Here is a 26056-nt window from a genome sequence, read left to right on the forward strand (position 1 = left end):
CGTTCTTATGGTGCAGGGCACGGGCTCAAGCGTTGGAAAATCAACCTTAGTGGCCGGGTTGGCGCGGGCGTTTACGCGGCGTGGATTAAAGGTTCTTCCCTTCAAACCTCAGAATATGTCCAACAATGCGGCAGTTACGCCCAATGGGGGAGAGATTGGGCGGGCGCAGGCGTTGCAGGCGCGAGCGTGTGGGGTGTTGCCAGATGTGGACATGAACCCCGTTCTGCTCAAGCCGCAGGGTGAGACGGGGGCGCAACTTATTGTGCAGGGGCGCAGGCAGGATACGGTTGCCGCACGCGCGTATCAGAAACAGAAAGGAAAACTTCTTCCTGCTGTATTGGAGAGTTTTTACAGACTGGCGGCGCGTGCGGACCTGATAGTGGTGGAGGGGGCAGGCTCAGCTTCAGAAATTAATCTGCGGGCGCGGGATATCGCCAATATGGGTTTTGCTCAGGCGGTCAATGCGCCGGTTGTGCTGGTAGGAGATATAGACCGTGGTGGTGTTATTGCCAGTCTGGTTGGCACTCAGGTTGTGCTCGCCCCAGAAGATGCTGCCAGAATAAAAGGGTTTATTGTCAACAGAATGCGTGGTGATATCACGCTGTTTCATGATGGTATGGATTTTATAGCCCAGCGGACAGGCTGGGCTCCTCTTGGGTTGGTGCCTGATCTTCCTGCCGTGAGAACTCTGCCCGCCGAAGATGCAGCTGATCTGATGGTTAATCTGGCCTCCGTTGCTTCAGATGGGGCGCAGGTTGATGGTAACGGGAGGGGGCGTCCTGCCCCTCTTCTTCGCATTGCGGTGCCTCTTCTGCCGCTGATTGCCAATTTTGATGACCTTGATCCTCTTCGCTCGGAACCGGGTGTCACACTTTTGCCCGTAAAACGGGGGGAACGCCTGCCCGAATGCGATCTGGTGCTCTTGCCAGGATCAAAAGGAACTATAGCTGATCTGGCTGTTTTGCGTGCGGAAGAATGGGATAAGGATATTTTATCTCATGTTGCGCGGGGAGATCATGTCATGGGTGTGTGTGGCGGGTATCAGATGCTCGGGCGGACGATTGCTGATCCTTCTGGCACGGAAGGAGAACCCGGATCTGTGGCAGGCCTTGGGCTTCTGGACGTGGAAACCGTCTTGAGCCATGAAAAAAATCTTGAAGAAACAAGCGGCTTTATTGAAGGCACACATACAGCTGTCTCCGGTTATGAAATGCATATGGGGCGGACGTTTGGCGTGGGCAGAGAGCGGCCTTTATTGCGCCTGAAAACACAGCCGGAAGGGGCAGTTTCAGCAAGCGGGCAGATATACGGCACTTATCTGCATGGCGTGTTTGCAAACCGTGCTGCACGCCTTGCGTTGTTGGCCCGTTCTGGTGGAGCGGATTTTGCGCCCGGTGGCCAGTGGTATGAAATTGGTCGTGGAAGAAGCGGAGGCTGCGTGCCGGATCATCATGACGCAGCCATAGAGCAGGCTCTGGATGCATTGGCTGCTCATATGGAAATGTATGTGGATTTGGATGCCGTTCTGGCGCTAGCTGTGCCACCGTGTTCAGCCCATGTTGCGGAGAAAGTGTAAAAAGCTTGGGCTGGAAAGACGCAGGTCTATCGGCCTCTCAGACTTCATGGGTGACCGTTTTCGGGTGAACGCCTCTTCCAGCTTTGGTCATTTCTGCTGGATGTCCGCCCGGTAAGCGCCTCTGTTCAGAGTTCGGCCTGAAAATGAGGGGGTGATTGCGGCATGCGGCTCCAATGCTAAGGTGATGCATGACGTTCACTCAGAGGAGATCATTCATGGCGCATCCGCTTAAAACGGTTCTGGTTACCGGAGCTACGGCCGGTTTTGGTCATGCCATTGCATTGCGGCTGGTAAAGGAAGGGTTTCGGGTTATTGCGACCGGCCGCCGGCAGGAACGGTTGGAGGCTTTAGCCAGGGAGGCAGGCGAAAACCTGCTGCCTTTCAAGCTGGACATGACCGATCTGGATGCCGTGAAAGCTCTGCCGGGCAGTCTGCCTGCTGAATGGCAGCAGGTGGATGTTTTGGTGAATAATGCCGGATTGGCTCTGGGGCTTGAAAAAGCATGGGAGACCAATCCTTCTGACTGGGAGCAGATGATTGCGACCAACGTGACCGGGTTGGTTGAAATTACCCGTGCCTTGCTGCCCGGCATGGTGGAACGCAACGCAGGCCATGTGATCTCGCTGGGCAGTACGGCGGGTATCTATCCTTATCCGGGGGCCAATGTGTATGGGGCCACCAAGGCGTTTGTGGATCAATTCATGCGGAATCTGCGCAGTGATCTGCTGGGCAAACAGGTGCGGGCAACCAATATTGCCCCTGGTCTGTGTGGAGGGAGCGAGTTCAGTCAGGTGCGGCTGGGTGACAGCCAGAAAGCGGCAGCAGTGTATGATAAGACGCAGCCTCTTCTGCCGGAAGACATTGCAGAAACGGTGGCCTGGGTGCTGAAACTGCCGCCGCATGTGAATATCAATATGGTTGAAATGATGCCAACCTGTCAGGCTTCAGCCGGGCTGGCTGTTGATCGGACCATGGCTGGTTAAGGGCGATAATAAACCCGGTATGGCATCCTGCGGTGCCGGGTTGCAGGCGCGAAAGAGGCATACAAATCCTTTGACCACGCTGTTAAGTTGCTGTGTAGAGCAAGGCAGAGAAGGAGCGGTTGCGCGGCTTAGGCGGGGGTGAGCGTATCCAGTTTTTTGTCCAGAGTATTCAGTAGGCCAAGATACTGCTTGCGCATAGAAGAGGCGTAAGGATTGAGGCATTCTATAGCTTCAAAGACCTGTGGAGCATCTTTTTCTACCATTTTCATGGCGTCTCGGAGCAGATCGAAACTGCGTGTTGTCAGGTGGGGGGAGAAAGGTTCAAGTGTTTTCAGGCCTTGAGCCAGCCAATGTGTAAGTGCCTGCGTAACGGCCATGTTCTGATCATGGTATTCTGGCGTGCAGATAATAACGTTCAGCCGGAGAGTCTTGCGCAAAAAGGCCGCTACTGTGTGATAGGGGCCGCGTGCAGGGCACAGTACGATTTTCAAACCTGTTGTTGTCTGGCCAGCACTCTGTGGGCCGAACAAGGGATGCGTGCCAATAATGCTGACAGTGGATGGCAACAGACTGACCATTATCTCTACTGGTTTGACTTTTACGGAACCAACATCAATCACCAGCGCATCGGGCCTGAGTAAGGGGGCAATGCTTTCAAGCACATCAGCCATTGCCTGAACAGGAACGGCTAGAATGATAATCCGACACCGGGCAACAGATCTTAGGTCAGTCAGTTGGACGCCAAGTGCCTGTGCGGTGTCTTCAAGCGAGTTTCGACTATCATGAGCGAAGACCGGCGCGTACGGGGCAATATGGCGCGCGACTAATTGCCCGAAGGCACCAAAGCCGATGAGGCCAACGGATGGTGGTTCATCATGGGGCAAGGGAAGAGAGTGTCTCATAAACGAACATTCCTTAGCGTGCCGACAACAGCCAAGGGTGTTCGAGAAACATCGTCAACCGCTGGCAGGGCGGCGGTTGACCAATAATAGACAACATTCACCGCTATGTGCGCGGTGAATAATACAGTCCACTGTTGTGTGTGAGCGTTGCCATGACCAAGAGCCTGCAGGAAAATACTGTGGGAGTCAAATTGCTCCATAAGGGGAGGACGCAGTATATGCTCCCTCTGTAGTGAGGGAGGGGCTCAGGGTTTGGAGGCGGCAGCAGCTTGTTTGCTTGCCTGCTTTGCCGCCAGTTTGGCTGCCTTTTTGGCTTTTTGCCGTTCCAGTCGTTCTTTTAAGGCCATGCGTTCGTACCGGATACGCTGACGCACCCAGTTGAGCATACCGGAGAACGTGAGCACGATAATCCCCACAAAAGTCCAGCTATCCAGCGGCTGATGAAACACCACATAACTGAGCACGACTCCCCAGACCATCTGGCTGTACTGGGGCAGAGCGACGCGGTTGGCGGGCGCGCGTGCTGTGGCGAGCATCATAAGAAGCTGACCGAGCGCTGCCAGAAAACCATACCCAAACAGATACACCCAGGAGCTAACGGTTGGGGGCCAGGTAGCGTGTAGCCCCATAAGTAGACCATTACCAATCAACGGCCCGATCAGGCTGGAGCCAAAGAGGGAAAGCCGAACGGTTTCCTTGCTGGCAAGGCGGTAGGCAATCACGCTACCTGCGTTGGCAAATGCTGCCACCAGTGCGCACAGGTGACCCAGATGAAGCGCGCGTACACCCGGCCGAAGCACAATCAGCACGCCTACAAATCCCAGCACAACTGCCAGCCACGCCCAGGCCGTTACTTTTTCTTTCAGCAACACAACAGAAAGAATGGTGACAAACAGGGGCATCAGAAACATGAGCGAAAGTGCTTCTGGCATGGGAAGCAGCATGAAGGCTTCCACGCTGGCGGCTGTAGCCAGAAAAACACAGAAGGCGCGTAACACCCACATGGCCCGCTGTTGTGGACGGAAGATATCCAGATAGGATTCATGCGGCTTGCGAAGAAAGGGAAGAATCAGAAATCCGAAGACACCGCCGGAAAACGCAACTTCAAACGGATTTAATTGGCCCGCCAGAAGTTTGGAGAAGGCATCGCTGATAGCGAAGGAGGCGTAAGCCCCAAAGGCCAGCGCCATGCCGGAGAAAAGGGTTTTGGGGTCCATTACCGTAAAAGCCGTATCAGTGGTGCCAAAGAGGCAGGATGTCTGGCTCGTCCCTTTATGGTGACGCGCTGCGCAGGGGAGGGCCAATACCTCCAAAACACATAAAGTAAAAGGAGTTTGTTTTTACATGTTTTTTGACTGCGGCAGGACTGTTCTGGCGGGATGGGCGGCCGAGCAGCCTTTTATGTGACGGTACAAGCAGGCAGCAGGGCAGTGCGGAGGACGAAGATTTTCTGGTGCGTGTTTGCTTGAGCACTTGCTTTCTCTGCCCTATAAGGCGCGGCACAGGGGATGGGGTTCCCCCTTATAACCGCCCGCTCGGGGCTGATGACTCCTGCCGTTATAACCGTGGTGGAAGCCGGGGCCTTGGGCTGCGTCTATCGCCATAACGGCGGGAGAGACATGGCCCGCCGCAAGAAAGAGGGTCGGGTGTGATGTCTTTTTATACCTGTCTTATTGTTATGCTGGGCGGTGCGTTGGGCACACTGGCGCGGTATGTTGTGTCCGTGCTGACTGGCCCATACAGCCGGATGATGCCATGGGGTACCATACTCGCCGTGAATATGGTGGGGTCTTTCATCATCGCATTTTTTGGAACGTTGACACTGGCTGGCGGGCGTTATCCTGTTTCTGAAAACATGCGGCTGTTTGTCATGATCGGCCTGTGCGGTGGTTACACCACCTTTTCGTCCTTCAGCCTGCAAACGCTTGATCTGCTGCGTATCGGGGCCTGGGGGCGGGCTCTGCTGACTATAGGGCTGTCAGTTTTCTTGTGCGTAGGGGCCGCGTCTGTGGGGCATGTTCTGGCATCCCGCCTGAACCACCATGCCATTATGGTTGCTCAGGCGGATATTGAAGAAGAAGTGTAAGAAAGTTTCCTCTCTATAAGGATGCGCCTCAGGCGCTCGGCATTTTATACATGGCGCACAGTTTGTTGCCGTCTGGGTCCCGCAGATAGGCCAGATACAAGTCTCCCATTGCCGTGTGGCGCACTCCGGGCGGATTTTCGATGGTTTTTCCGCCATTTTCCACACCTGCCTTATGCCAGGCTTCAACCTGCTCTGCGCTGGTCATGGCAAAGCCGATTGTGCCGCCATTGGCTGCCGTGGCGGGTTGGCCATCCAGCGGCGTGGTGATCACCAGGCGTTCGCCGTCATGCGTATAGGTCAGGCGGCCTTTGGCGTTAGGGGTTGCGGGCTCACAGCCCAGAACACCCAGCGTTGCATCGTAGAATTTTTTGGAGCGGGCAATGTCGTTGCTGCCCAACATGATGTGACTGAACATGAAAAATCGTCATTCCGTGTAACGTTCAGGAAGACGCCACCTTACCCCTCTGTTTAAAGACGTCAAATGCAGGCCGCTTATGAACGGGCATTCTTTATGACAGGGTGGATTTGTTAAAGTTCTGAGAAAACACCAGAAAGACATTGCGGGACGGCCCGGTATTTTTCTAGCGATAGAAGGGCCTGTCAGATGGGGTGTTAAAACGATGCAGGATCATGACCAGCTAACGTCTTTTTTCTTCTTCCAGCACTAGCGTAAAAAAATGCAACACTGTTGCGGATAAGTACCATCCGTCCTTCTGGAACGGTCATGAAATTTTTTTCTGATGCTATAGGCATTATATTTTTGAACTCGGTTTTATCTTGTTTTTAATACTGGTGTTGTTCCCGTCAGGAAACAGGGCCTTATGCGCCAACAGATGTCTGGACAGAGACTGGATATAAAATTAAGTGCTCTGCCCCTTCGGCCTGATGTTGTGAACGCCGCTTTCCCCTTGCCCTTAAATGATAAGAGACACACGTGAGCAAAAGACCTGTTTCCCTTTATACGCCCCTTGTGTGCCGTAAACGTTCTTTGTGTTCTGTCCGTTCGTATTCTACTGCGTTGGTCGGGGCTTTTTCTGTTTGGGCCTGTGTGTCGGGCTATGCAGGCGCGGCTTTTGCAGCAGGGGAGAGCGTGGAAAAACGTTCATCAGGCAAACTGCATGCTGCTCAGGCACCGGGGAAACAGGAAGCCTCCACACGGCAGGTTTCTCAGCCGCATAAGAAGCCCAAGGCGGAATCCGCAGCAGGGGCCATGGAAGCGGTGACGGTAACCTCCACCCGTCGCACCACCTCCATCATGCGTGTGCCGGTCAGTGTTGCCGCGTATAATCAGGCGTATCTGGATATGAAGGGCGCCAAAACCATTCAGGATGTGCTCCGCTTTACGCCGGGCCTGACATTTGACCCCACATCCAAAACGCCGGTTGTGCGTGGTCTGGCATCCAGCGCAGGGTCAGCCACCACCGGAATTTATCTGGATGATACACCCATCCAGATCCGTAATCTGGGTTTCAGTGCGGAAAACACGGTGCCGCAACTGTTTGATATGGAACGGGTAGAAGTGTTGCGCGGCCCGCAGGGCACCCTGTTTGGGGCCGGTGCGGAAGGCGGAGCTGTGCGTTACATCACGCCCGCACCGAACCTGCATAAATATACATCCTATGCCCGTGCGGATGTCTCAGCATCACAGTACGGAGCGCCGACATATGATCTGGGCGTGGCGCTTGGCGGGCCGATCATCAAGGACAAGCTGGCGTTTCGCGTCAGTGCGGAACGGCAGGGGCAGGGCGGTTATATCGACCACCTTGATTACCGAACCGGGAAAAAGACAGACAAAAACACCAATAATGATGATGTGAACGTGTTTCGTGGTTCTGTTCTGGTCAAACCGATTGAAAACCTGAGCATTACGCCGTCCATCATGTATCAACAGCGTCTGGTGGGGGATAGTGATACCTATTTTGCGGGTCTTTCCAATCCTGGTAAAAGTGAATACCGCACCAATTCGCCCGAATGCCAGCAGAACACGGACCGTTTTTATCTGCCGTCTTTGAATATCAAATATGATATCGGGAATGTCTCGCTGATTTCGAACACGGCCTATCTGCACCGTAACAATATTACGGGCTATAACGGCACGCTTTATCAGCTTTCCTATTATAATGAATTTCTGGATGGCAGCAGCCCGTACTATCCCTTGCTGACCCAGCAAGGGATCAACCCCAACACGCCATATTATTATGGTCCTTCACGCGTGTTGAACCAGCAGCGTAATTTTACCGAGGAATTTCGTGTGCAGTCCCGCAATCCGGTGGCTAACCGCCTGATGTGGGTGGCCGGTGTATACTATCAGAACGACAAGCAGATGAGTTCCGAGCAATTGCAGGAACCCAACGCAAACGTTTTGACACAGGCGTTGTTTGATATGTCTGCTTCCGATTTCTGGGGCGGCTGGCCCAATGCAGGGCAGAACGCCTACATCAACCAGACACGCGCCACGGATGAGCAGGTTGCCGTTTTTGCCAACGCGACGGTGGAAATTATCAAAGGGCTGAAGTTTGATGCAGGTGTGCGGTATGCCAATGCCAATTATCACTTCCACAACTTTGCAGATGGCAGCCATAATGGTGACCGCACAACAGCCAGTGGTCAGATTACTGAAAACCCGGTGACCCCCAAATTTACCTTGAGTTACCAGATTGACCGCCACTCCATGGTGTATGCGGGCTGGGGCAAAGGGTGGCGTGTGGGCGGTGCCAACGCGCCCGTGCCACAGCTTTTGTGCCAGAATGATCTGAATAATTTTGGCATGACCTCGGCACCCAGAAAATACAAATCAGACACGGTAAAAAGCTGGGAAGTTGGGTCAAAGAACCAGTTTTTCCATAATCGTCTGCAAATTTCAGGAAGCCTGTATTACATCAACTGGTCCAACATTCAGCAGAATGCCTATCTGCCGGGATGCGGCGTGCAGTACACGACTAATCTGGGTGAAGCGGTTAGCAAAGGGTTTGATCTTCAGGCCACATTGTATCCGTTTGATGGCCTCTCGATCGATACCACGCTTGGCTATACAGATGCGCATTATACCAAAAATGCGTATGTGGGCACCAACCAGAACGGCCTGCTTGCCCGTAAAGGCGATACACTGGGCACACCGGGTTGGAGCTATAGCCTTGGGGTTCAGTACAATATTCCCAAGAACATCATCTCCATTGGTCATGGACAATTGTATGTGCGGACGGATTACCAGTATATCAGCCGCCCCAGTGGCACCACACCCATTCGGGATTCAGAAACGCTGATGTACAATTCGGGCTATTACCTGACACAGGCCCAGCATTACCTGACCCTGCGTGTGGGGGCCCGGTTCAATAATAATATGAACCTGTCTTTCTATGTGAATAATCTGCCCAATCTGCACCCCATGGTCACAAGTTCAAACGAGGTACAGGGGTCTCTGCTGCAACTGAACTCTACCATGCGGCCGCGTTATGCTGGCGTCTTGTTGACGTATAACCGCTGATCGGCGAGAGCAGGAAGCGGAGGGAAAATCCGCTTCCTGTTTAATTAAATGCAAGCCCTGGCTGATTTTTGCGGTCAGTCATGGTTTTATAGCGTTCTCGAAACAGAAATGGCGTAGGTTATGTCCTTCACTCACCCCGAAATTCTTTCTGAAAAACGTAACCTTCTGGCGCAGTGTCTGAAAAAGGCGGCGGTACCCAAAAATGGTGCGGTGCGTAAGGTGCTTCTGGCCGGGGCGGGTGTGGCTGCCATGGCATGTGGTGTGTCGCAGGCTGCCTTTGCTCAGGCTGACCTCCCCAAAACCATCCCCGAGGGCTTGAAGCTGGAGGCAGCACAGGCGCTTCCCATTACGCCTTTCTATACAGATGCTCCATCGGCTGATGCGCCCACATGGCCCGGTGGACTGATCCGGGCGGAAAAGGTCACGGATTATGCCATCCCGGCGGGGATGACGGTATGGCGTATTCTGTACCACTCTCTGGATGCGGAACGGCATGATGTTGTGACATCTGGTTTCGTGCTGTTGCCTGCGGGGCCAGCGCCTGCTGGTGGATGGCCTGTGGTGGCGTGGGCCCACGGCACCAGCGGTGTGGCGCAACCTTGCGCGCCTTCTCTGATGAAAGATCTCTATTACGGGGATGAAGGGTTGTTTGAATTTCCCAAAGCGGGGCTGGCTGTTGTGGCGACGGACTATCATGGGCAAGGCACGCCCGGCGCACACCAGTATATGAACAAGCTGGCTCAGGGGTATGATGTCATTTATTCCGTGGCGGCAGCCCATGCGGCGTTGCCGGGTGTGCTGAGCAAGCAGTGGGTGGCGGATGGCCATTCACAGGGAGGTATGGCATCCTGGAGTGTGGGGGAAATGGAGCAGCAGATGAACAACTCGGATTATCTGGGTACGGTTTCTGTGTCTGGTACAGTGGATATGCTTGATTTTATTGACCCCAAGCCAGAAGAAGTGGGGGCTCCGTTTTACTTCCCTATGGTGGCATATGGCCTGAAGGCCCGTTATCCGGACTTTGATGTAAAGAGTGTCCTGACCAAGGAAGGCTATGAACATTACCCGTTGATTGCCACCAAGGGGTGCTGGTTTACGGGGTATGCGGCGTATCTGGGCAAAACCAGCGCACAGATCATGAAACCGAACTGGACCAAAGTACCTGCGGTTCAGGCCATGCTGAAGGAAGATATTATTGGCGATAAGCCGGTAAAAGGTCCGCTGATGGTGCTGACGGGAGGAGGAGATGTGTCCGTGCCACCCGGCGGTGTGAAAAAAACGGCTCAGAAAGCCTGTAAAAATGGCATCAAGCTATTCTTTCACCTCTATCCCGGCCTGGATCATGATCCGACCATGATCAATTCCACTCAGGATCAAATTGTCTGGATCAAGGATCGCTTTGCAGGCAAACCATTTGAGCAGAACTGCAACACGCTCTGAAACTGTAACGACGGACTCGGAGAGAGTCCGTCCTACTGCATGACGGCTTCAATTTAGGCCGGACAAAGCAAAAACGGCTGTTTGCGGCATATGCCAGCCAGGGTGATTGCGGGTGTGTCCCGTCCTTTCTTCCCCAAAACGTTTCAAGGCGAATGAGAGAGACTGAGCAGCTTGGGCGAGGGCTATCGCCACAGGAAGACTGTTCTGTCCGTTTTTGTGAAACATGAAGGACAAGAAGGTTCCTCTCTGTAGAAGATTTGTTGTAACAGAGAGTATGTTGCAAAAAGACAACAAATCTTCCAAACAGATACGGGATCGTAACTTTGGAATTGCAAAAAACACGTGGCTGATATCCCATGAGTGGGCAACACACTCAAATGCAGTAGGGATTGGCGGCACATGACATCCCGGAAAATATTATTTTCTGCTACTATTCTGGCAGTTCCCATGTTGGGAATGGCATCACAGGCGTTTGCTGCTACCGTGCCCCAGGGCACCCAGCATAAATCTCCCCACAAAAAAGCGACAGTACGCGATCTCCCCCATACAGCCGGTGCGGCAACCGCTACCCGGCCTGCTGTACCGGCCCGCTCTCTCCCACGTCCAAGCCATCGTGTGGCGGATTCCGGTGAAAATGTGATTGTTACTGGCACACACTCAGAAAATCGTCATGCACGGCAGAGCATGAGCCCGGTTAAAGTGGTAAGCGGCGCGGTATTGCGCCGGTCTGGCCAGATGAACCTGGCTGATGCCTTGACCCGCACTTATGCGTCCGTCAACGTGGAAGCCATGGGCACAGATGCGGCGGCCCTTGTTTCCTCCATTCATATGCGGGGGCTGAGCTCCAACCAGGTTCTGGTGCTGGTGGATGGAAAACGCCGCCATACAACAACAACGTTTACAGCCACTTCCGGCCCGAACTTTGGTACGACCGGCGTTGATCTCAACATGATTCCCGCCAACATGATTGATCATATTGAAGTGCTGGAAGATGGCGCGGCGGCCATGTATGGGTCAGACGCCATTGCCGGTGTGATCAACATCATTACCAAAAAGCAGGATCATGGCCTGAATGTTTCAGCGCAGACAGGGGCCAATGCTTATAACGGGGATGGCTGGCAGTATCAGTTCAATGCCGATGGGGGCATGAAACTGGGGAATGATGGCTACCTGCATCTTTCCGGCCAGATGTACCATACGGACCACATGGTGCCCAAAAACGTGCGCGATCATCGTCTGGTAGGGGAACAACCGGCTGATCATGATGTGGCATCCTATGTCAGCACCGGCGCGCATATTCCTGCTACTTCCAATAAAGTGTTGAGCACAGCAGAAGAAACGCGGGAAAGCTTTGGTCTGGACTGGGGTAAGCCGCTGAATGAAAATGTGATGTTCTATGGCAGCATCACTTACGCGCACCGTCATGCTGAAACGTATCAGAACTATCGTGTGCCAAACGTAGGGGGTGGTGTTGCGCTTCCTTACTGGCCATGGGGTTTTACACCGATTGAAACAGCGGAAGAAAATGATTACGCCGCAACTGTAGGAGCCAAGGGCGACCATCTTCTCGGTTTCCAGTGGGACATTTCTTCCACCTACGGCGCGGACTATAACAAGATTGGGAACAAGAACACCGTTAATACCGGCGTTCTACAGTCCACCTGTTCAACTGACCCCAATGCAGGTGCAAATTTTTCTCCTGCCGGATGCGGAACCAGCCCAACGGATGTACGGGCTGAAAGCTTCAATATGGCGCAGTGGACAAACAATCTTGATCTGCGGCGTAATTTCAAGATTGCAGATACGGTTCCCGTGGTGCTGGCATTTGGTGGTGAACACCGTATGGAATCCTATCAAATCTGGGCTGGAAATCCCTATTCCTATGCGCTTGGTGGAACACAGGGGTTTGCTGGTCTGGCCCCGCAGAACGCGGGCAAGTGGTATCGTAACATCTGGGCCGCTTATGTGGATGGTGATTTCCATCTTCTCAAGAACTGGGAACTGGATTTTGCAGGGCGGTTTGAACACTATACAGACGTAGGCAATACGGAAAACGGCAAGGTTTCCACCCGGTACGACATTACCAAACGGATTGCCCTGCGCGGTACAATCAGCACCGGTTTCCGCGCGCCCACGCTGGCTGAAGAGCACTACAGCGCCATGAACGTTTCCCCCAACGGGGCTTCCGGGTTGCTGGCGGCTGACTCTGCAGCGGCGCGTAGTCTTGGGGCACCTGGGCTGAAGCCGGAACGTTCAACCAACGTGTCAGGCGGGATTGTGGTTGAGCCTGTTCGTGGCTTCCACGTGGAAGTGGATGTTTATCAGATCAATATTCGTGACCGCATTGTGCAGGGTGGAACAGTGAGCGGCCTGTCTGCTGTCTCGGCCATTCAGTCCATGGGCTTCACGCCCCCGGCGAACGATGCGTCACTGGACAACATTCAGGCCTATTACCTGTCAAACGGTGCCAGCACCCGTACGCAGGGGTTGGATATCAACGCGGACTACACGTTCCGTATGGGAAAATATGGCACCCTGACAACAACCATGGCGTTGGACCTCAACCGCACACGCCTGCATCATAACGGTCTGGGCACCAATGGGGAGGAACTGCTGAACGCCCAGAACATTGGTTACATCACCACAGCTTATCCGCGTAGCAAGATCATTCTGAATGCCTTCTACACGGTCGGAAACTGGGATGTGAATATTCGCCAGACCCGTTACGGTGAAACCACAAACATGCTCCAGTATCAGGATTGGGGTCCAAAGGCGCTGCAATATAGTGTGACCGATTTCTACCAGTTCAAAAATTCGCCCCGCTGGCTGACAGATCTGGAAATTGGGTATCGGGTCAACAAGAACTGGCATGTGGCAGTAGGTGGTAACAACCTGTTCAATATCCGCCCCCGGCGCGTGCCGCAAAGTGTGAACTACCTTGGTGCCTACATCTATGATCAGTCATCCTCTCAGGTGCCAATGACGGGTGGTTATTACTACGGACGCGTGAACGCGACGTTCTAAAGGGTTCTTACTGGAAGCGGCTGATAAAAGCCGCTTCTTTTCAGAGGATGGCGTCAGGAAACACTTTGAAGGCCATTTTTTGAAAACCCGTTTATCGTGCAGGATAAAGGAAAGGCCATCTCTGTTAACGGAGATGGCCTTTTTTGTGACCCTTTGCACAGTCCGTAAAGAGGGGATGGCGTGGGGTCATTGAAACCGGCAAGACAGGTTTGAGATCTTGGCGCAAGGATAACAGGATAAAAGCCGTTTCCTGTCCGTGGAGGAAACGGCTTCTTGCAGGCTTTTAAAGCTGCGTCATCCACGCAAGGGGCAATTTCTCGGATTAGGGGAGGCCCACACCGCCATTTGCCCCCACAACCTGGCCAGTAAGGTAGCTGCTCTCACTGGATGCCAGCATCACATAGACCGGGGCGAGTTCTACTGGCTGGCCCGGGCGCTTCATGGGAACAGTTTCACCAAATTTCTCGACATTTTCCATGGTCTGGCCACCACTGACCTGAAGGGCCGTCCAGAATGGACCGGGTGCTATGGCGTTCACCCGAATACCTTTTTCAACCAGTTGCTTGGCGAGCCCTTTGGCAAAATTGGAGATGCCTGCCTTTGTAATTGAATAGTCCAGAATATTGACCGAGGGTTCGTAAGCATTGGTGGAGGAAGTGAAGATCATGGCTGAGCCCGGCTTCATGAGCGGAATGGCCGCTTTGCTGAGCCAGAACAGCGCGTAAAGATTGGTTTTAAGTGTCCAGTCGAACGCTTCGGTTGTCACATCCAGAATGCTGTCATGTGTTTGTTGGCGTCCGGCACAATTGACGAAAATATCCAGTCCACCAAGCTCTTCTGCAGCCCGCTTTACCAGATCCTGACAGAATTTTTCATGACGCAGATCCCCGGGCAGTGCGACGAATTTGCGCCCTTCCTTGCGCACCAGTTCTGCCACTTCTTTGGCGTCCGCTTCTTCTTGCGGCAGATAGTTGATGGCGACATCCGCACCTTCGCGTGCGTAAGCAATGGCTGCGGCGCGGCCTAGACCGGAATCTCCGCCTGTAATCAGCGCTTTGCGTCCGGCGAGGCGTCCGCTGCCTTTATAGCTCTTTTCCCCGTGGTCTGGCAGTGGCGTCATTTTGGATGCAAGGCCGGGCCATTCCTGTGGCTGTGCCTTGAACGGCGCATGTGGATACAGGGAGCGCGGGTCTTCCAGCGGGGTATTGGAGGCGTTGGGCATGGAAGCTCCTGTTTTCTGGGATGGCGCGGCAGAAGTGGAAAATGGCAAGGATGATGCCCCGGCAGCGGCGGCAATGCCGGCAACTTTAAAAAGGCGGCGGCGCACCGGATCATACTCGGGGGTATGCGTGTTATCCGTCATGACGACTTCTCCTCTCTGAAAAAGCTGGGGGCAGGCAAGGAGCCAAGAGAGACTGTAAAAGTCTCCATCCCTTAGGCGGGGCCATGTCTTGTGTAGACAGACGCGGGTGGTGCCAGGAAGTTCCGTTTTTATTGAAAGCAGAGGGGAAGAATATCTGTAATGAATATCGTGTATAAATTGAAATAGGGAGCTGGATTATTCTTTAATTTGGCTCGTTCAATGTTATGAGAAACCCAGAAGAAGATAAATAAGTATTCACTCACGCTGCTAGCGATTAGAAACTGTTGGTGTCTGGTCTCTTTTGCGTTGCGTAATTTAAGAGACAGGACGGAACATGCCTGCGGTGAGCACGGTGGCCGCTCGCAGGTTTTTTTCTGTTGCTTCGTGCGTGGAGGCTCTGAAAAGCAGGAATGCTAAGTGAGCCCCACCATGCGGGCGAATTTCTTCTGGCGGCTGAAAAACAGTTTTTCAGCAACATAAAAGGCAAGATCCTGCAATTTGCTGTGCGGGGTCAGGCCGATGGTCTTGAAGATCATGCCCGTTACTCGTTTCAGGTGTTTGGGCTGATAGGTCTTCATGGCGCGGGCCATATAGTTGGCAATGCAGCGGTTGTGATCGTAAGGCATGCCCGCCGGTTCATTGGTTGTATGATAGGCGGAGGCGAGTTCATCATCCTCGCTTTCTGTCACGCGGCCAAGGGCGATGCGGGCGCGCTGTAGCGTACTGATCTTCTCACGCTTCAGATAGCGGTGCATGTGGTCATAAAACAGCTTGAAGTGGCGGAATTCATCCGCTGCAATCTGTTTGCACAGGGCCTTCAGCACAGGTTCGTCCGTTGCATCCGCCAGCGCCGTATAGAAGGAGGACGTGCCGGTTTCCACCATGCAGCGCGCAATCAGTTCACCCGTGCGGGAGCCACGGATGGACTGATCAACATCCAACTGAATCTTGTAGAAATCACGGTAGCGCTGGAAGGCCTCCTGATAGTCCCACTCAGGGTCAGCCAGCATGGCCCAGCGGCCCAGTGCATCCCCATGCTGAATTTCTTCCACGGCCCAATGATCGGCCGCCTGCCGGAAATCCGGATCATCATAGAACACGTTATTCAGATACTGGGCGTAGTCCACGCTGTTGCGTTCCACAACAGAGGCTGCCTTCACGGCCTTCACCAGTTCAGGGTCCACCTTGGAGGGATCAAAGCTGTCCCACGGTAACTGATCAATCTGCCAATGTTTCATACGCGCCCGGTCTCCCGTCCTGACTGCTTGCTACCCTGCCATCCAGCCTGTGGTTAAAAGGCTGGCCGTGCAGAAACCACCCCGCAAGAGAGAATTTGCGCGGCGGCTGATCCTTAGCCTTTGCTCTTCCAGACGCAAGAGGGCTGGACTCCTGATGCGCTCCGCCACAGGGCGAAATCTCTACCGTTAACGTAACGGTAGAGAGGGAAGATGGATGCCTGATGACACACTCAGGCTGACACTCAACCTGATGTCTGCCAACGCTCTAGCTTAAATCCGGGCCGGACGGAATGCTCTGCCGCAAAAAAGAAGTCCAGAAGCGATCGGGAAAATAGATGGCAGGATAGCGCGGGCTGCTTCGCCCGATTATGGGCCGCGACGGACCAAACAGGGTTTGCGCGCAGGGGAGAAGGAGAGGCATCCCGGTAACCTTGGGCAGTGGCTACCGGGATTACGGCCTCAGATTTCAGGATTGACGGGGGCGTCGCCCGGTTTGATGGGGGGCAGGGACCGAGGCCGGCGGTTGGCGTCAAGGGCGACGAACGTGAAATCCCCCTCCGTCACCTTGGAGGTAAGATGCGTATGGCGGGCGCGCCGCCATGTTTGCACATGAATGGTCATGGATGTGCGGCCTTCACGGGTGATTTCCGTATAGATGCTCACCTCATCACCCACGGCCACGGGCTCAAGGAACACCAGCCCGTTGATGGCGACCGTAGCGGCACGCCCGTTGGCCCGGAAGGCTGCGGTGGTGCCTGCGGCAAGATCCATCTGGGAAATGATCCAGCCACCAAACACGTCCCCTGCCGGGTTGGTGTCCGTTGGCATGGCGACAACGCGGATGGTAGGAACCCCTTCAGGGATGGTGGAAGGTGTGGCGCTAGGCATACAGTTCAGGCCCTTTCCAGGCTCGTTGCAGTTTGTTCATTGTCCATTACCGGAACGGGGGCTCATCAAACCCGCGCAGTTTGCGTGAATGCAGGCGGGCAACGCCTTCCTCACGCAACATATGCATGGTTTCAATGCCGACCATCAGGTGCTGGCTCACTCTCTCACGATAAAACGCATTTGCCATGCCGCGCAGCTTCAGTTCTCCGTGAAGAGGCTTGTCTGAAACGCAGAGCAAGGTGCCGTATGGCACGCGAAAGCGGAAGCCATTGGCCGCAATGGTGGCGGATTCCATGTCCACCGCTATGGCGCGGCTCATGTTGATCTGTGTGAAGAGCTGACGCAGCCGCAGTTCCCAATTCCGGTTGTCCGTGGTCATGACCGTGCCGGTGCGCAGGCGAGTCTTGATTTCCGACTCGTGCAGGCCGGTGATACGGGCGGTGGCTTCCTGCATGGCCACCTGAACTTCGGCAATAGGGGGCACGGGCACCCATGGCGGGAGATCGTCGTCCAGCACGTGGTCGTCCCGAACATAGCCGTGGGCCAGCACATAATCGCCCAGAATCTGGGAGCGGCGCAGGCCCGCGCAATGGCCGACCATGATCCAGCAATGGGGGCGCAGAACGGCCAGGTGGTCTGTAATGGTTTTGGCGTTGGAGGGACCGACCCCAATATTGACCAGTGTAATGCCATCCCCATCCGGGCGGCACAGATGGTAGGCGGGCATCTGTGGCAGGCTGGTAAGCGGCGTGAACGTTTCCGCGCTGTCCGGCCCGGTGTAGATCTGTTCTCCCGGTTCGACATAGGCGGTGTAGGGGCTGTTCGGATCATCGACCTGCGTGCGTGCGTAATCGCGGAAGGTGTCTACATAGCGTTGGTAGTTGGTCAGCAGAATGAAGCGCTGGAAGTGACGCGGTTTGGTGCCCGTATAATGATGCAGCCGTGCAAGGGAGTAGTCCGTGCGTTCCGCTGTGAAGAGCGCCAGAGGCCGTGGGCGGGTGGGGTCTGGCAGCAATTCACAATTGGCGATGCTGTCATCCGTGTAATGGAGATCAGGCAGCACAAACTGTTCTTGCAGCAGCCGCAGGTCTGTCTCTGTCAGGCCGGTTACGGCTTCTTCCATGACGTAAGGCAGCGGCACAGGCCGGTGTGAACAGCCAACCAGAACAGGCTGGCCATAGTGGTGCAGCAGCAGGCCGATCTGTTCGCGCAGATAATCCCGGAACAGGGCGGGTTGCGTGATGGTGGAGCAATAAAACCCCGGCTCCAGCATCACATCAAACGGGGGACGCCCTTTGATGGCAGTTCCCGCGGGCAATTCCAAAGCCAGACAGGGGTATGTGGCTTCATGCGGAGGGCACCCCTGCCGCGCCGCAAACTGGGTATGCAGGCGTTGTGTGCTGTTTTTGTAAAGGGCGCAGAGCTGATCCACAGCGGCATCGGCCGAAGTAAACGCTTCAAAGTTTGTGCCAGCGGCTTCACGAAGGGCCGCCATGTTTGTGTGAGCCATTCTACTCCTTACCGGACTGATCAGAGTCTTCCTTTTTGTAATTGGAATTAAGCCGCGGTAGGCGATCGTGTGCAAGGGGCAAGAGTGTTGGTCCAGCTACATCTAAAAACCCAAGGTATAAAATTTGTGGTAATTGGATGTGTATTTTATAGAATCAATTCTATGATTGAATTAAGGTAAAAGTGTATTTTTAATTCTGGATTGTCTATTATTATGATGTATCGTTATTTTTCAAGAATGCCTGCTTGGAAAGCTCTTGGTGTCGTGTGTCTATGGATGGCGGTTTCGGTCGCGGCAGAGGCTCAGACAATTTCACCAGAGTTCATGCGGACCATAAGACACAACCCCGATGGAAGTGTAACGTTGGGTATGGGGGATAAGGCGGGTATTGTTCAAGGGATGCATGCGGGGGACCCGCGCGCGGTGCAGACAATGCTGGCGAGCCAAACTCCCTTTTGGTCGTTACTGGCTGCATCAGTGCTTGCACGCATGCAGGGCGACTTTACACAATCGGACAAACAGGCAAACCGTATGGTGGCGTATCTGGAGCGCGAGGGAGGGCTCCGTGATCTTGAACCGCTTGTTATGTATGCTGAGATTCTAAAGGCTGGAAATGCTGGTTTGGCTGGATCATGGAAAGACTGGCTTGTGGCCTTGCATGGTCTGCAAGGAAAATATGAGAAGCCTTTAAGGGATTTCTTCCGTATTCCATCACTAAAATTTATAAATATGGATCATATTACCCTCAATGTCCCGACAGAAGATTTACCAACGCCTTCTGTTGATTGGGCACCCGTTAACCATGTGGATTACGTAAAAACCTTACAAAGAAAAGCCGTGCCTGGTATCAATCCGGTTGTACCGGTATTGATCAATCAGCAAAAGGTTGATGCCGTTCTGGATACCGGTGCATTTATCAGTATATTACCAAACGAGTATCTTAAATCAGGCGGGTTTAAGAGTATTGGAAAAGTATCTAACTCTTTTGATGCTGAAGGTCGATCAGATACTGGTCCGCTTGTTGTGGTGGATAATCTGACGATTGGGAAAACTGTTTTTCATAATATCATTTTTCAGACAACGACGGCGAAAAAGACAATTCTTGGCTTGCAGATTTTAAAACAGTTTCCTCATTTTCATATGACCGATACTGCGGTGACTTTCGGCCCGGCAGCGGAGTATGATTGTCACAGGCCAATGCTTCTTTCGAGTGATCCGTCTGCAAACTCGGCATATCTGGTTTTTCCTGTCGTTTCAGATCAGTCGGTGCGCTATGCATACTTGGATAGCGGTAATATTGGTGACGCTTTATTTTTTGAGCATGTGCCGTATTTTTCTCCAGAAGAACAAAAACAGGCAACATCTTTCAGGGCTCTGACAACTACGGGAGCAGGGACGTTTCTTGCCGTATACCGGCCCATGACAGCTACGGTTGATGGCGTAAAACTGACGGGAAAGGTCCAGAAAGCCCTCCGGCATATTCCAAGCCTCATACCGGACTTTTTGCTGACTTCGGCACTCTTGCAGCATGGATCGTTTTACTTCGATTTTCCCACCCACACATTATGTTACAAATAAACCTCCCTCATTTCGCAATCTGGGTTACAAGGCCCCAGCGTTGGTACGTAGAGATGAGTATGGTGAATGAGTGCATGTACACCCGAGCAGTTGGCAATTCTGGCCAAGAGCCCCACAAGCAGTTTCAAGGTGGTGGCCGGAGCCGGGTGTGGCAAGACAACCACGCTGGTGCTGTTCAGTGAAAAATGGGCGGGATATAAAGGGCTCTATCTGGCCTTCAACAGTGCCATTGCACGCGAAGCCCGTAGCCGGTTTCCGCGGCATATTGAGGCCCGCACCGCCCATAGTTATGCTTATCAGGACCTGAATATTCGTGCCTTGGAGCGCGAGCGCATCATTCCGCGCTACACGACCCGGCATATCAGGCAGCTTGAACAGGAACTGCGGATGACCGCCCCCGCCGGAAGTGCGGAAACGGTGCTGAAAACACTGACGGCTTTTCTCATCAGTGGGGGCACCAAACTGACGCAGGCTCACTGTCCGGAAAAGGATGCCAAACGGAACCGCGCTATCCGCACTTTTGTGGCGCAGGCTTTCAAATATATTATTCGGTTTGAAAACACCACCTTTCCTATAACGCATGATGTGTATCTCAAGCGGTTTGAAATGGACCGCAAAATCACGGGTTATGACTATATCATGGTGGATGAAGCGCAGGATCTGAACCCTGTGCTGTTCTCCATTCTGGAAAAATCCGGTTTGCCTGTTGTGGCGGTAGGGGACCCGCATCAGTCCATTTATGCGTTCCGGGGAGCCATTGATGCCATGGGAGCGCTGAAGGTGCAGGAATTGCCTTTAACGCAAAGCTGGCGGTTTGGGGAAGACATTGCCCGCCTTTCAAACGCGACCCTGGCCCAGCATTCCAGACCAGTGCGGCATCGGCTACGCGGAAACCCGGCGCAGCCGAGCACAATCCGTCATTACACCGGGAAAATCCGTCCTGCGCGGAATACGCTGGTTCTGGCACGTACCAATGCGCGCCTGTTTGAAAGCCTTGTAAACATCCAGACGCCTTTTCATGTTCTGGGCGGTGTTCTGGATATGATGCAGGAAATTCGGGCAGCGCTGACATTATACCGGCGCCACACCAACCCTATGGCCAGAGGGACGGAAGGCGCGCTGCCATTTGGATCATGGAAGGAACTGCTTGCCGCCAAGGATGGTGAAAATGCGGACCCAACCGCCAAGCGACTTTTTACCATTATAGACAGGCATAATCATGATCTGGATACGAAGGTGAAGGCCATTCAGGCGTTGCACCGTGAAAGCCCGGACGATGTTAGCCTTGTTTGCTCAACGGCGCATAAAGCTAAGGGCCGCGAGTTTGACACCGTTATCATGCTGGATGATTTTCAAGCGCCTTCAGAATGGGCTGCCCGACGGGAGCGTGCTTTGGCGCGTCTGTTGAAACTGGAGGAGCAGGAAGACCTTTCTGAAAAGTTCTTGGCCCGCCAGAAGGAGAAGCTTCTTCGACGCGTGGAAGAGTGTGATCAGGAAATCAACCTTCTCTATGTGGCGTGTACCCGTGCACGCAACCTTCTGTATGTTCCAGAACCTGTCTATAAATTTTGGCAGGAACGTGCCTGAATAAGGGCAGTTTACGACAGGAATAGCATTTATCTATGCCTGGATGTGTCATGGCCTGTACCGTGTATTGATTTGATACGGTCATGTGAAAATAAAACATGATGCCTTTTTGGATGTGATTTACGTGTCGTTTGAGAAACAGAGAGTAAATGGGGTGGTGTGGAAAATATATTTGTAGGGATCATGAAAATAGTATCCTGAGATGAGCATAATAAAAAAGGCGTCCTCTTCGTGGGACGCCTTTTGATGTATCTGGGGAAGCCACAGGACGTTTTCTTTTCCTGAAAAATCAGATCAGTGAACGCTGGCTTTCCCAAAAATATTAGTAAGTAAAGTTCAGTTTGGCCCCCACAAAGCGCGGGTTTCCGGGAATAACGGAGTAGAAAGTGGACTGTGTGCCGCCAGACAGCCAGTAACGACGATCCGCCAGATTCTGCCCATACACGGTGACGGACCAATGCTGTTTGGGTGATGCAAAGGTCAGGAAGCTGTTGACAAGAAAATAGGCGGGCGCACGGTAATATCCGCCAAGCCCAATATATTGCGGCTGTGTTTGCGCACCGCGATAGCTGTAGTCCACGTCAAACGTCATCTGATAGTCACGCAGAACCTTCCACGTATACATGGCGGACCCGCTGAGGGTCAGATTGGCCAGCCCCATATCGACGCCGTTATAGTTGGTGTAGAACGCCGACCACTGGCCAGTCTGGTTATAATGGGCTGTGGTTGCGGAACGGTCCACGCCCTGAAACTGGCTGTAAACACCATGCTGGTAGCCAAAATTCTGGGTCAGTGTCAGGCCACGGAAGGGGCGGATCTGGGCGTTGAATTCCGCACCATAAATATAGGACCGTGGGGCGTTAACATATGCGCCCTGCACGCCATAAACAGGCACCACAATACTGCCAAGAAGTTGCTGGTCTCGGTAGTCATAATAAAAACCGGCCGCATTGAAGCGGAGTTTATCGTTCAGGAAGAAGGTTTTGAAACCGCCTTCATAGGTCAGAACCTGTTCCGGTTTGAAGGGTTTAAGTTGTTCGGGCACGCTGGTCATGTTGGCAGAGAACCCACCAGGCTTAAAGCCACGGCGGAAGTCAACATAGGTGAGGATGTGCGGTGTTACCTGATATTCCAGCCCCACCCGGCCTGAGAACTGGTTGGCCAGCGCACCGCTTGAGCCAAATACGGTGGACGTTGTGGCTTTGGCCCCGCTGTAGGTTGTGCCAACCAGATTGAGCAACTGGCGATCATCAGATTCATGGCTGATGGCGCCAATCAGACGCAATCCCTTGATCAGCCGGTAGGAAACCTGTGCATATTGGTTGAAGGTTTGCTGGTTCTGTCCGTATGCCGTTTTGTAGAAATACAGCCCGTTATCTGTGGAGGCATAACGGTCTGACATGTCATACCAGAAATTAGAATTGGTTCTGCCGCGGTTGTAATACATGCCAACAGCCCATTGCAGGCGGTCTGCCATGTTGTTGGATGCCAGTTTTACTTCCTGCGAGAAGAAGTTGGTCTGATTGTTGCGGTACATGTTGCCATAGGCCCCAACTGTGTTGGTCTGGTCTGACAGTTCATGTTCGTCCATGCTTTCATAGGCGCTGACAGTGGTCAGTCTTCCCCATGAGAAATCCTTGGTGAAGCGGACATTCGCGCCCCAGAACAGATTGTCTTCCCGTGGTTTCTGATTGCTGGCGCTGATACCAATGGCGTTGGCAAATTGCTGGCTTAGCCCCCAGTTGGTGGCCATGATGTCATTCTGGTTGGTGGGAATGCCGTAGCTGTTGGTCATGATGGCGCCCGCGGGGGCGTCGGACTGGTCACTTGTCCAGTGGCCGCCAATATCCAACCGGGTGGTATCATCTATCTGCCAGCGCAGCTTGCCCCGTAACGCGCCCAGATCCGCATTACCAAAACCTTTGCCTTGCGTGTTGTGCTGAAATCCGCCGCCGGTAAGGGACTGGCCGGAGACACGATAGGAGAGTGATTTGCCAATGGGGCCGGACAGATAACCTTCAACCCGGTTGCGGCCATAGCTGGCAATATCTTCTGTAATGCCAGCATGGAAAGTGCGGGTCGGGTCTGCGGTATGGAAGTTGATTTCCCCGCCGGTTGTAACCTGCCCATGTGTCAGGCCGGATTGGCCGGGATTGACGGTCACATTGTCCATATCAAACATGATGCCGGAGGTCATGATGCTGATGGGCATGGCCACATCATCCACATACGGCATCACGGAGGGCAGGTTGTTCTGGGTCAGGTCCGCCATGCCTACGCCGCGCAGGGCAAAGTTCAGCCCGGCCGATCCGTTGGAGGGCTGGACGGTGAGGTTGGGTGCAACGCGGATCAGATCAGTCATCTGCCTTACGTTGCGTTCCTGCAAATCCTTGCCGGTCAAGCGGGTGGCGGAATCAGGCACATGCTGCTGATTGCGGAAAGGATCACGATGAATGCTGACCTGCACATCTTCGCCCTGAGACGCGGTGAGCGGCCCGGTGTTGCGGCGTGCGTGGGTGGGTTTTCTGGCCGTGGGGCCTGCATGGTGCGTGCTTGCCTGCACGGTGCGGGGCGCAGCATGATGCGAAGGCGTTGTGGCCGCCATTGTTTCAAAAAGCGGAATGGCGCTCAGGCAGGTGCAGGAGAGAACAAGTTTCAGGCAAAGCTTGGGCGTTGGCGCACGAAGAGACATCGTCAACCTCAGGGGAAAACAGAACGGGTGGGGAAAGGATGGGGGCGCGGAAGCGTTACATCTCATTCTCCCCCGATATCGTCGTTAGGGATGTTTTTCAGAGTATGCGTGTTGGTTCGTCTGGTGTTTTCTGAGGTAGACGCATGGGCCAGCGTTTTGCGAACATGCTGTAGGTCTATGTCTTTTTCCCATGTTGCGACCACAATGGCGGCGGCGCAATTGCCCACAATATTGCCAAAGGCGCGGGCAATTCCCACAAACCAGTCCACAGACACCAGAAGCACAAGGCCAACGGTAGGAATTTCAGGAACCAGAGACACAGTGGCGGCAAGAATGACAATTGCCACCCCCGGTACGCCATGAGCCCCCTTGGATGTTATGAGTGCCATGCCAATCACCAGAAGCAACTGGGGCCAGCTCAGCGTAACCTGCGCAACCTGTGCCAGAAAAAGAATGGAAAGGCCCAGGTAAATGGAGAGCGCATCAAGATTGAAGGAATAACCGGCGGGAATGACAATCCCCACCGTTTTGCGGCCCACGCCCATATCAATCAGCTTCTGCATGATCTGGGGGAGAACTGCATCAGACGATGTTGTGGCCAGCACGATGCTCATTTCTTCACGCAGATAGAGCAGCAGAGAGATGATATTGACGCCGCAATACCAGCGTAGCAGGCCGCCCAGTATCAGCCCAATAAACAGAATGACGGCCAGAAAATAGACAAACAGGAAGCGGAGCAGAGGCTCGATAGAGCCAAGACCGTAATGGCTGATGGTGTAGCTGATGCCCCCAAACACCCCCAGAGGTGCAAAGCGGACGATAATACCCATGATACGGAAGAAGATGGTGCTGAGCGCCTGAACAAGGCGTGTCACGGGGGCTGCCTGTTCCCCGGCGAGGAGCAGGGCGCACCCGAAGATAAGCGCAAAAACCAGCACCTGCATGACATCATTATGCACAAAGGCATCAGCAGGGTTTTTGGGGATAAGGTGCAGAATGAACGCGTCCACGCCACCTGTCTTCAGGGCAGAGGCTTGCTGATGTGCCTGCTGGGCGGCTTGAGAAAGATCCTGCTGCGGCAGGGATAGGCCTGTTCCGGGATGCAGGGTGACGGCAGCCAGAAGCCCCACACCTAACGCCACAGTTGTCATGGCCTCAAAATACAGAAGCGCCTTGCTGCCCAGCCGCCCGACCGTGCGGATGGTGCCTGCCCCCTGCATGCCCTGCACAATCACGCAGAAAACAAGCGGAGAGACAATCATGGAGATCAATTTGAGGAAGACATCACTCAGCAGCTTGAAATGCTGAGCGGCGTGCGGCGTGAATACGCCTGCAAGCACACCGAGCACTGTCATGACCACAATCTGCAGGAACAGGGAGCGCATGGGAAAAAAGGCTTTCACAATGACAGACCCATAGCGTTGGCGTGTTGGGCACCATGATGCTCAACGGGATGCTTTCTGCCTCTCTCAGCCATGGTGAACACCTTGCATACAAGAACCTTATGAAACGTAACATAACTGCAATTATTTCTTGCATACAAGCGAAATGATCTGATTGAGCAATAAAAAAGACGGCCTTTCCGGCGTGCAATCCGCTGCAAAATCTCTTTGCATGGAAAAACAGAGACTTATCAGAAACGGATGGAGCAGGCTTTTCTGATGGCATGAAGGCACAGCCACGCAGCAGGCTTGTCTAAACCCTG

General features: G+C 53.7%; 17 protein-coding genes and 1 riboswitch. Of the genes, 8 read left to right on the top strand and 9 right to left on the bottom strand.

The annotated features are described in order from the left end of the window. The first annotated feature begins 7 nt into the window (after positions 1-7). Together AD944_RS15260 and AD944_RS15265 are read left to right on the top strand one after the other, a co-directional pair. Positions 8-1576 carry a cobyric acid synthase gene (locus AD944_RS15260; RefSeq protein WP_045543048.1) on the top strand — a complete coding sequence of 523 codons (1569 nt, stop codon included), beginning with the start codon at positions 8-10 and terminating at the stop codon, positions 1574-1576. A gap of 215 nt (positions 1577-1791) precedes the next feature. Continuing rightward, positions 1792-2559: an SDR family NAD(P)-dependent oxidoreductase gene (locus tag AD944_RS15265; protein ID WP_145912872.1), complete on the top strand. Its 768-nt coding sequence runs from the start codon at positions 1792-1794 to the stop codon at positions 2557-2559. A 128-nt stretch (positions 2560-2687) separates the two neighbouring features. On the opposite strand, the gene AD944_RS15270 is transcribed toward AD944_RS15265, so the two are convergent. Both AD944_RS15270 and AD944_RS15275 read right to left on the bottom strand, forming a co-directional pair. Then, positions 2688-3461, bottom strand: a complete 774-nt coding sequence (locus tag AD944_RS15270; protein WP_045542970.1) for a prephenate dehydrogenase — start codon at positions 3459-3461, stop codon at positions 2688-2690. 245 nt (positions 3462-3706) lie between these two features. Further along, a complete protein-coding gene (locus AD944_RS15275; protein WP_176364844.1) occupies positions 3707-4678 on the bottom strand; it encodes a DMT family transporter in 972 nt (323 codons plus the stop codon). A 278-nt stretch (positions 4679-4956) separates the two neighbouring features. Beyond that, positions 4957-5022: riboswitch (Fluoride riboswitch) on the top strand. Between the two features lie 90 nt (positions 5023-5112). Between AD944_RS15275 and AD944_RS15280 the strand changes: the two genes are divergently transcribed. Beyond that, positions 5113-5547, top strand: a complete 435-nt coding sequence (locus AD944_RS15280; protein ID WP_035377936.1) for a CrcB family protein — start codon at positions 5113-5115, stop codon at positions 5545-5547. Between the two features lie 28 nt (positions 5548-5575). Here the strand turns inward: AD944_RS15280 and AD944_RS15285 are convergent, their stop codons facing one another. Beyond that, positions 5576-5962 (bottom strand): VOC family protein, encoded by a 387-nt coding sequence (locus AD944_RS15285; RefSeq protein WP_035377939.1) that lies wholly within the window; start codon positions 5960-5962, stop codon positions 5576-5578. Between the two features lie 519 nt (positions 5963-6481). Between AD944_RS15285 and AD944_RS15290 the strand changes: the two genes are divergently transcribed. From AD944_RS15290 to AD944_RS15305, 3 genes are all read left to right on the top strand, one after another. Further along, positions 6482-9031, top strand: coding sequence for a TonB-dependent receptor (locus AD944_RS15290; RefSeq protein ID WP_045542971.1), 2550 nt, complete (start codon positions 6482-6484; stop codon positions 9029-9031). Between the two features lie 120 nt (positions 9032-9151). Next, positions 9152-10471, top strand: coding sequence for an alpha/beta hydrolase family protein (locus AD944_RS15295; RefSeq protein ID WP_052427231.1), 1320 nt, complete (start codon positions 9152-9154; stop codon positions 10469-10471). Between the two features lie 399 nt (positions 10472-10870). Next, on the top strand, positions 10871-13495 hold the full coding sequence (locus AD944_RS15305; protein ID WP_045542972.1) for a TonB-dependent receptor plug domain-containing protein: 2625 nt from the start codon (positions 10871-10873) through the stop codon (positions 13493-13495). 322 nt (positions 13496-13817) lie between these two features. Here AD944_RS15305 and AD944_RS15310 read toward each other — a convergent pair whose 3' ends face one another. From AD944_RS15310 to AD944_RS15325, 4 genes are all read right to left on the bottom strand, one after another. Beyond that, positions 13818-14858 carry an SDR family oxidoreductase gene (locus AD944_RS15310; RefSeq protein ID WP_045542973.1) on the bottom strand — a complete coding sequence of 347 codons (1041 nt, stop codon included), beginning with the start codon at positions 14856-14858 and terminating at the stop codon, positions 13818-13820. A gap of 413 nt (positions 14859-15271) precedes the next feature. Beyond that, on the bottom strand, positions 15272-16096 hold the full coding sequence (locus tag AD944_RS15315) for an acyl-ACP desaturase (protein WP_006558449.1): 825 nt from the start codon (positions 16094-16096) through the stop codon (positions 15272-15274). A 459-nt stretch (positions 16097-16555) separates the two neighbouring features. Continuing rightward, positions 16556-16984 (bottom strand): acyl-CoA thioesterase, encoded by a 429-nt coding sequence (locus AD944_RS15320; protein ID WP_006558448.1) that lies wholly within the window; start codon positions 16982-16984, stop codon positions 16556-16558. 46 nt (positions 16985-17030) lie between these two features. Next, positions 17031-18494: an AMP nucleosidase gene (locus AD944_RS15325; protein ID WP_035377945.1), complete on the bottom strand. Its 1464-nt coding sequence runs from the start codon at positions 18492-18494 to the stop codon at positions 17031-17033. Positions 18495-18707: 213 nt separating this feature from the next. Here AD944_RS15325 and AD944_RS15330 point away from each other — a divergent pair, with 213 nt between their 5' ends. Beyond that, entirely contained in the window at positions 18708-20072 is a 1365-nt protein-coding gene (locus tag AD944_RS15330) for a retropepsin-like aspartic protease (protein ID WP_082741282.1), read from the top strand. Between the two features lie 66 nt (positions 20073-20138). Beyond that, on the top strand, positions 20139-21659 hold the full coding sequence (locus AD944_RS15335; protein ID WP_045542975.1) for a UvrD-helicase domain-containing protein: 1521 nt from the start codon (positions 20139-20141) through the stop codon (positions 21657-21659). A 322-nt stretch (positions 21660-21981) separates the two neighbouring features. Here the strand turns inward: AD944_RS15335 and AD944_RS15340 are convergent, their stop codons facing one another. After that, on the bottom strand, positions 21982-24351 hold the full coding sequence (locus tag AD944_RS15340) for a TonB-dependent receptor (protein WP_045542976.1): 2370 nt from the start codon (positions 24349-24351) through the stop codon (positions 21982-21984). Between the two features lie 62 nt (positions 24352-24413). Beyond that, positions 24414-25754 carry a cation:dicarboxylate symporter family transporter gene (locus AD944_RS15345; protein ID WP_201785456.1) on the bottom strand — a complete coding sequence of 447 codons (1341 nt, stop codon included), beginning with the start codon at positions 25752-25754 and terminating at the stop codon, positions 24414-24416. Positions 25755-26056: the final 302 nt, after the last annotated feature.

Origin of the sequence: Acetobacter tropicalis (assembly GCF_001580915.1) — a bacterium.
Classification (GTDB): Bacteria; Pseudomonadota; Alphaproteobacteria; order Acetobacterales; family Acetobacteraceae; genus Acetobacter; species Acetobacter tropicalis.

Coding starts and splice junctions, on each gene's coding strand:
- AD944_RS15310 (WP_045542973.1), bottom strand. CDS start 14,858: ATGACGGATAACACGCATACCCCCGAGTATGATCCGGTGCGCCGCCGC.
- AD944_RS15335 (WP_045542975.1), top strand. CDS start 20,139: ATGAGTGCATGTACACCCGAGCAGTTGGCAATTCTGGCCAAGAGCCCC.
- AD944_RS15305 (WP_045542972.1), top strand. CDS start 10,871: ATGACATCCCGGAAAATATTATTTTCTGCTACTATTCTGGCAGTTCCC.
- AD944_RS15340 (WP_045542976.1), bottom strand. CDS start 24,351: ATGTCTCTTCGTGCGCCAACGCCCAAGCTTTGCCTGAAACTTGTTCTC.
- AD944_RS15295 (WP_052427231.1), top strand. CDS start 9,152: ATGTCCTTCACTCACCCCGAAATTCTTTCTGAAAAACGTAACCTTCTG.
- AD944_RS15280 (WP_035377936.1), top strand. CDS start 5,113: ATGTCTTTTTATACCTGTCTTATTGTTATGCTGGGCGGTGCGTTGGGC.
- AD944_RS15330 (WP_082741282.1), top strand. CDS start 18,708: ATGATGTATCGTTATTTTTCAAGAATGCCTGCTTGGAAAGCTCTTGGT.
- AD944_RS15320 (WP_006558448.1), bottom strand. CDS start 16,984: ATGCCTAGCGCCACACCTTCCACCATCCCTGAAGGGGTTCCTACCATC.
- AD944_RS15260 (WP_045543048.1), top strand. CDS start 8: ATGGTGCAGGGCACGGGCTCAAGCGTTGGAAAATCAACCTTAGTGGCC.
- AD944_RS15270 (WP_045542970.1), bottom strand. CDS start 3,461: ATGAGACACTCTCTTCCCTTGCCCCATGATGAACCACCATCCGTTGGC.
- AD944_RS15325 (WP_035377945.1), bottom strand. CDS start 18,494: ATGGCTCACACAAACATGGCGGCCCTTCGTGAAGCCGCTGGCACAAAC.
- AD944_RS15315 (WP_006558449.1), bottom strand. CDS start 16,096: ATGAAACATTGGCAGATTGATCAGTTACCGTGGGACAGCTTTGATCCC.
- AD944_RS15265 (WP_145912872.1), top strand. CDS start 1,792: ATGGCGCATCCGCTTAAAACGGTTCTGGTTACCGGAGCTACGGCCGGT.
- AD944_RS15275 (WP_176364844.1), bottom strand. CDS start 4,678: ATGGACCCCAAAACCCTTTTCTCCGGCATGGCGCTGGCCTTTGGGGCT.
- AD944_RS15285 (WP_035377939.1), bottom strand. CDS start 5,962: ATGTTCAGTCACATCATGTTGGGCAGCAACGACATTGCCCGCTCCAAA.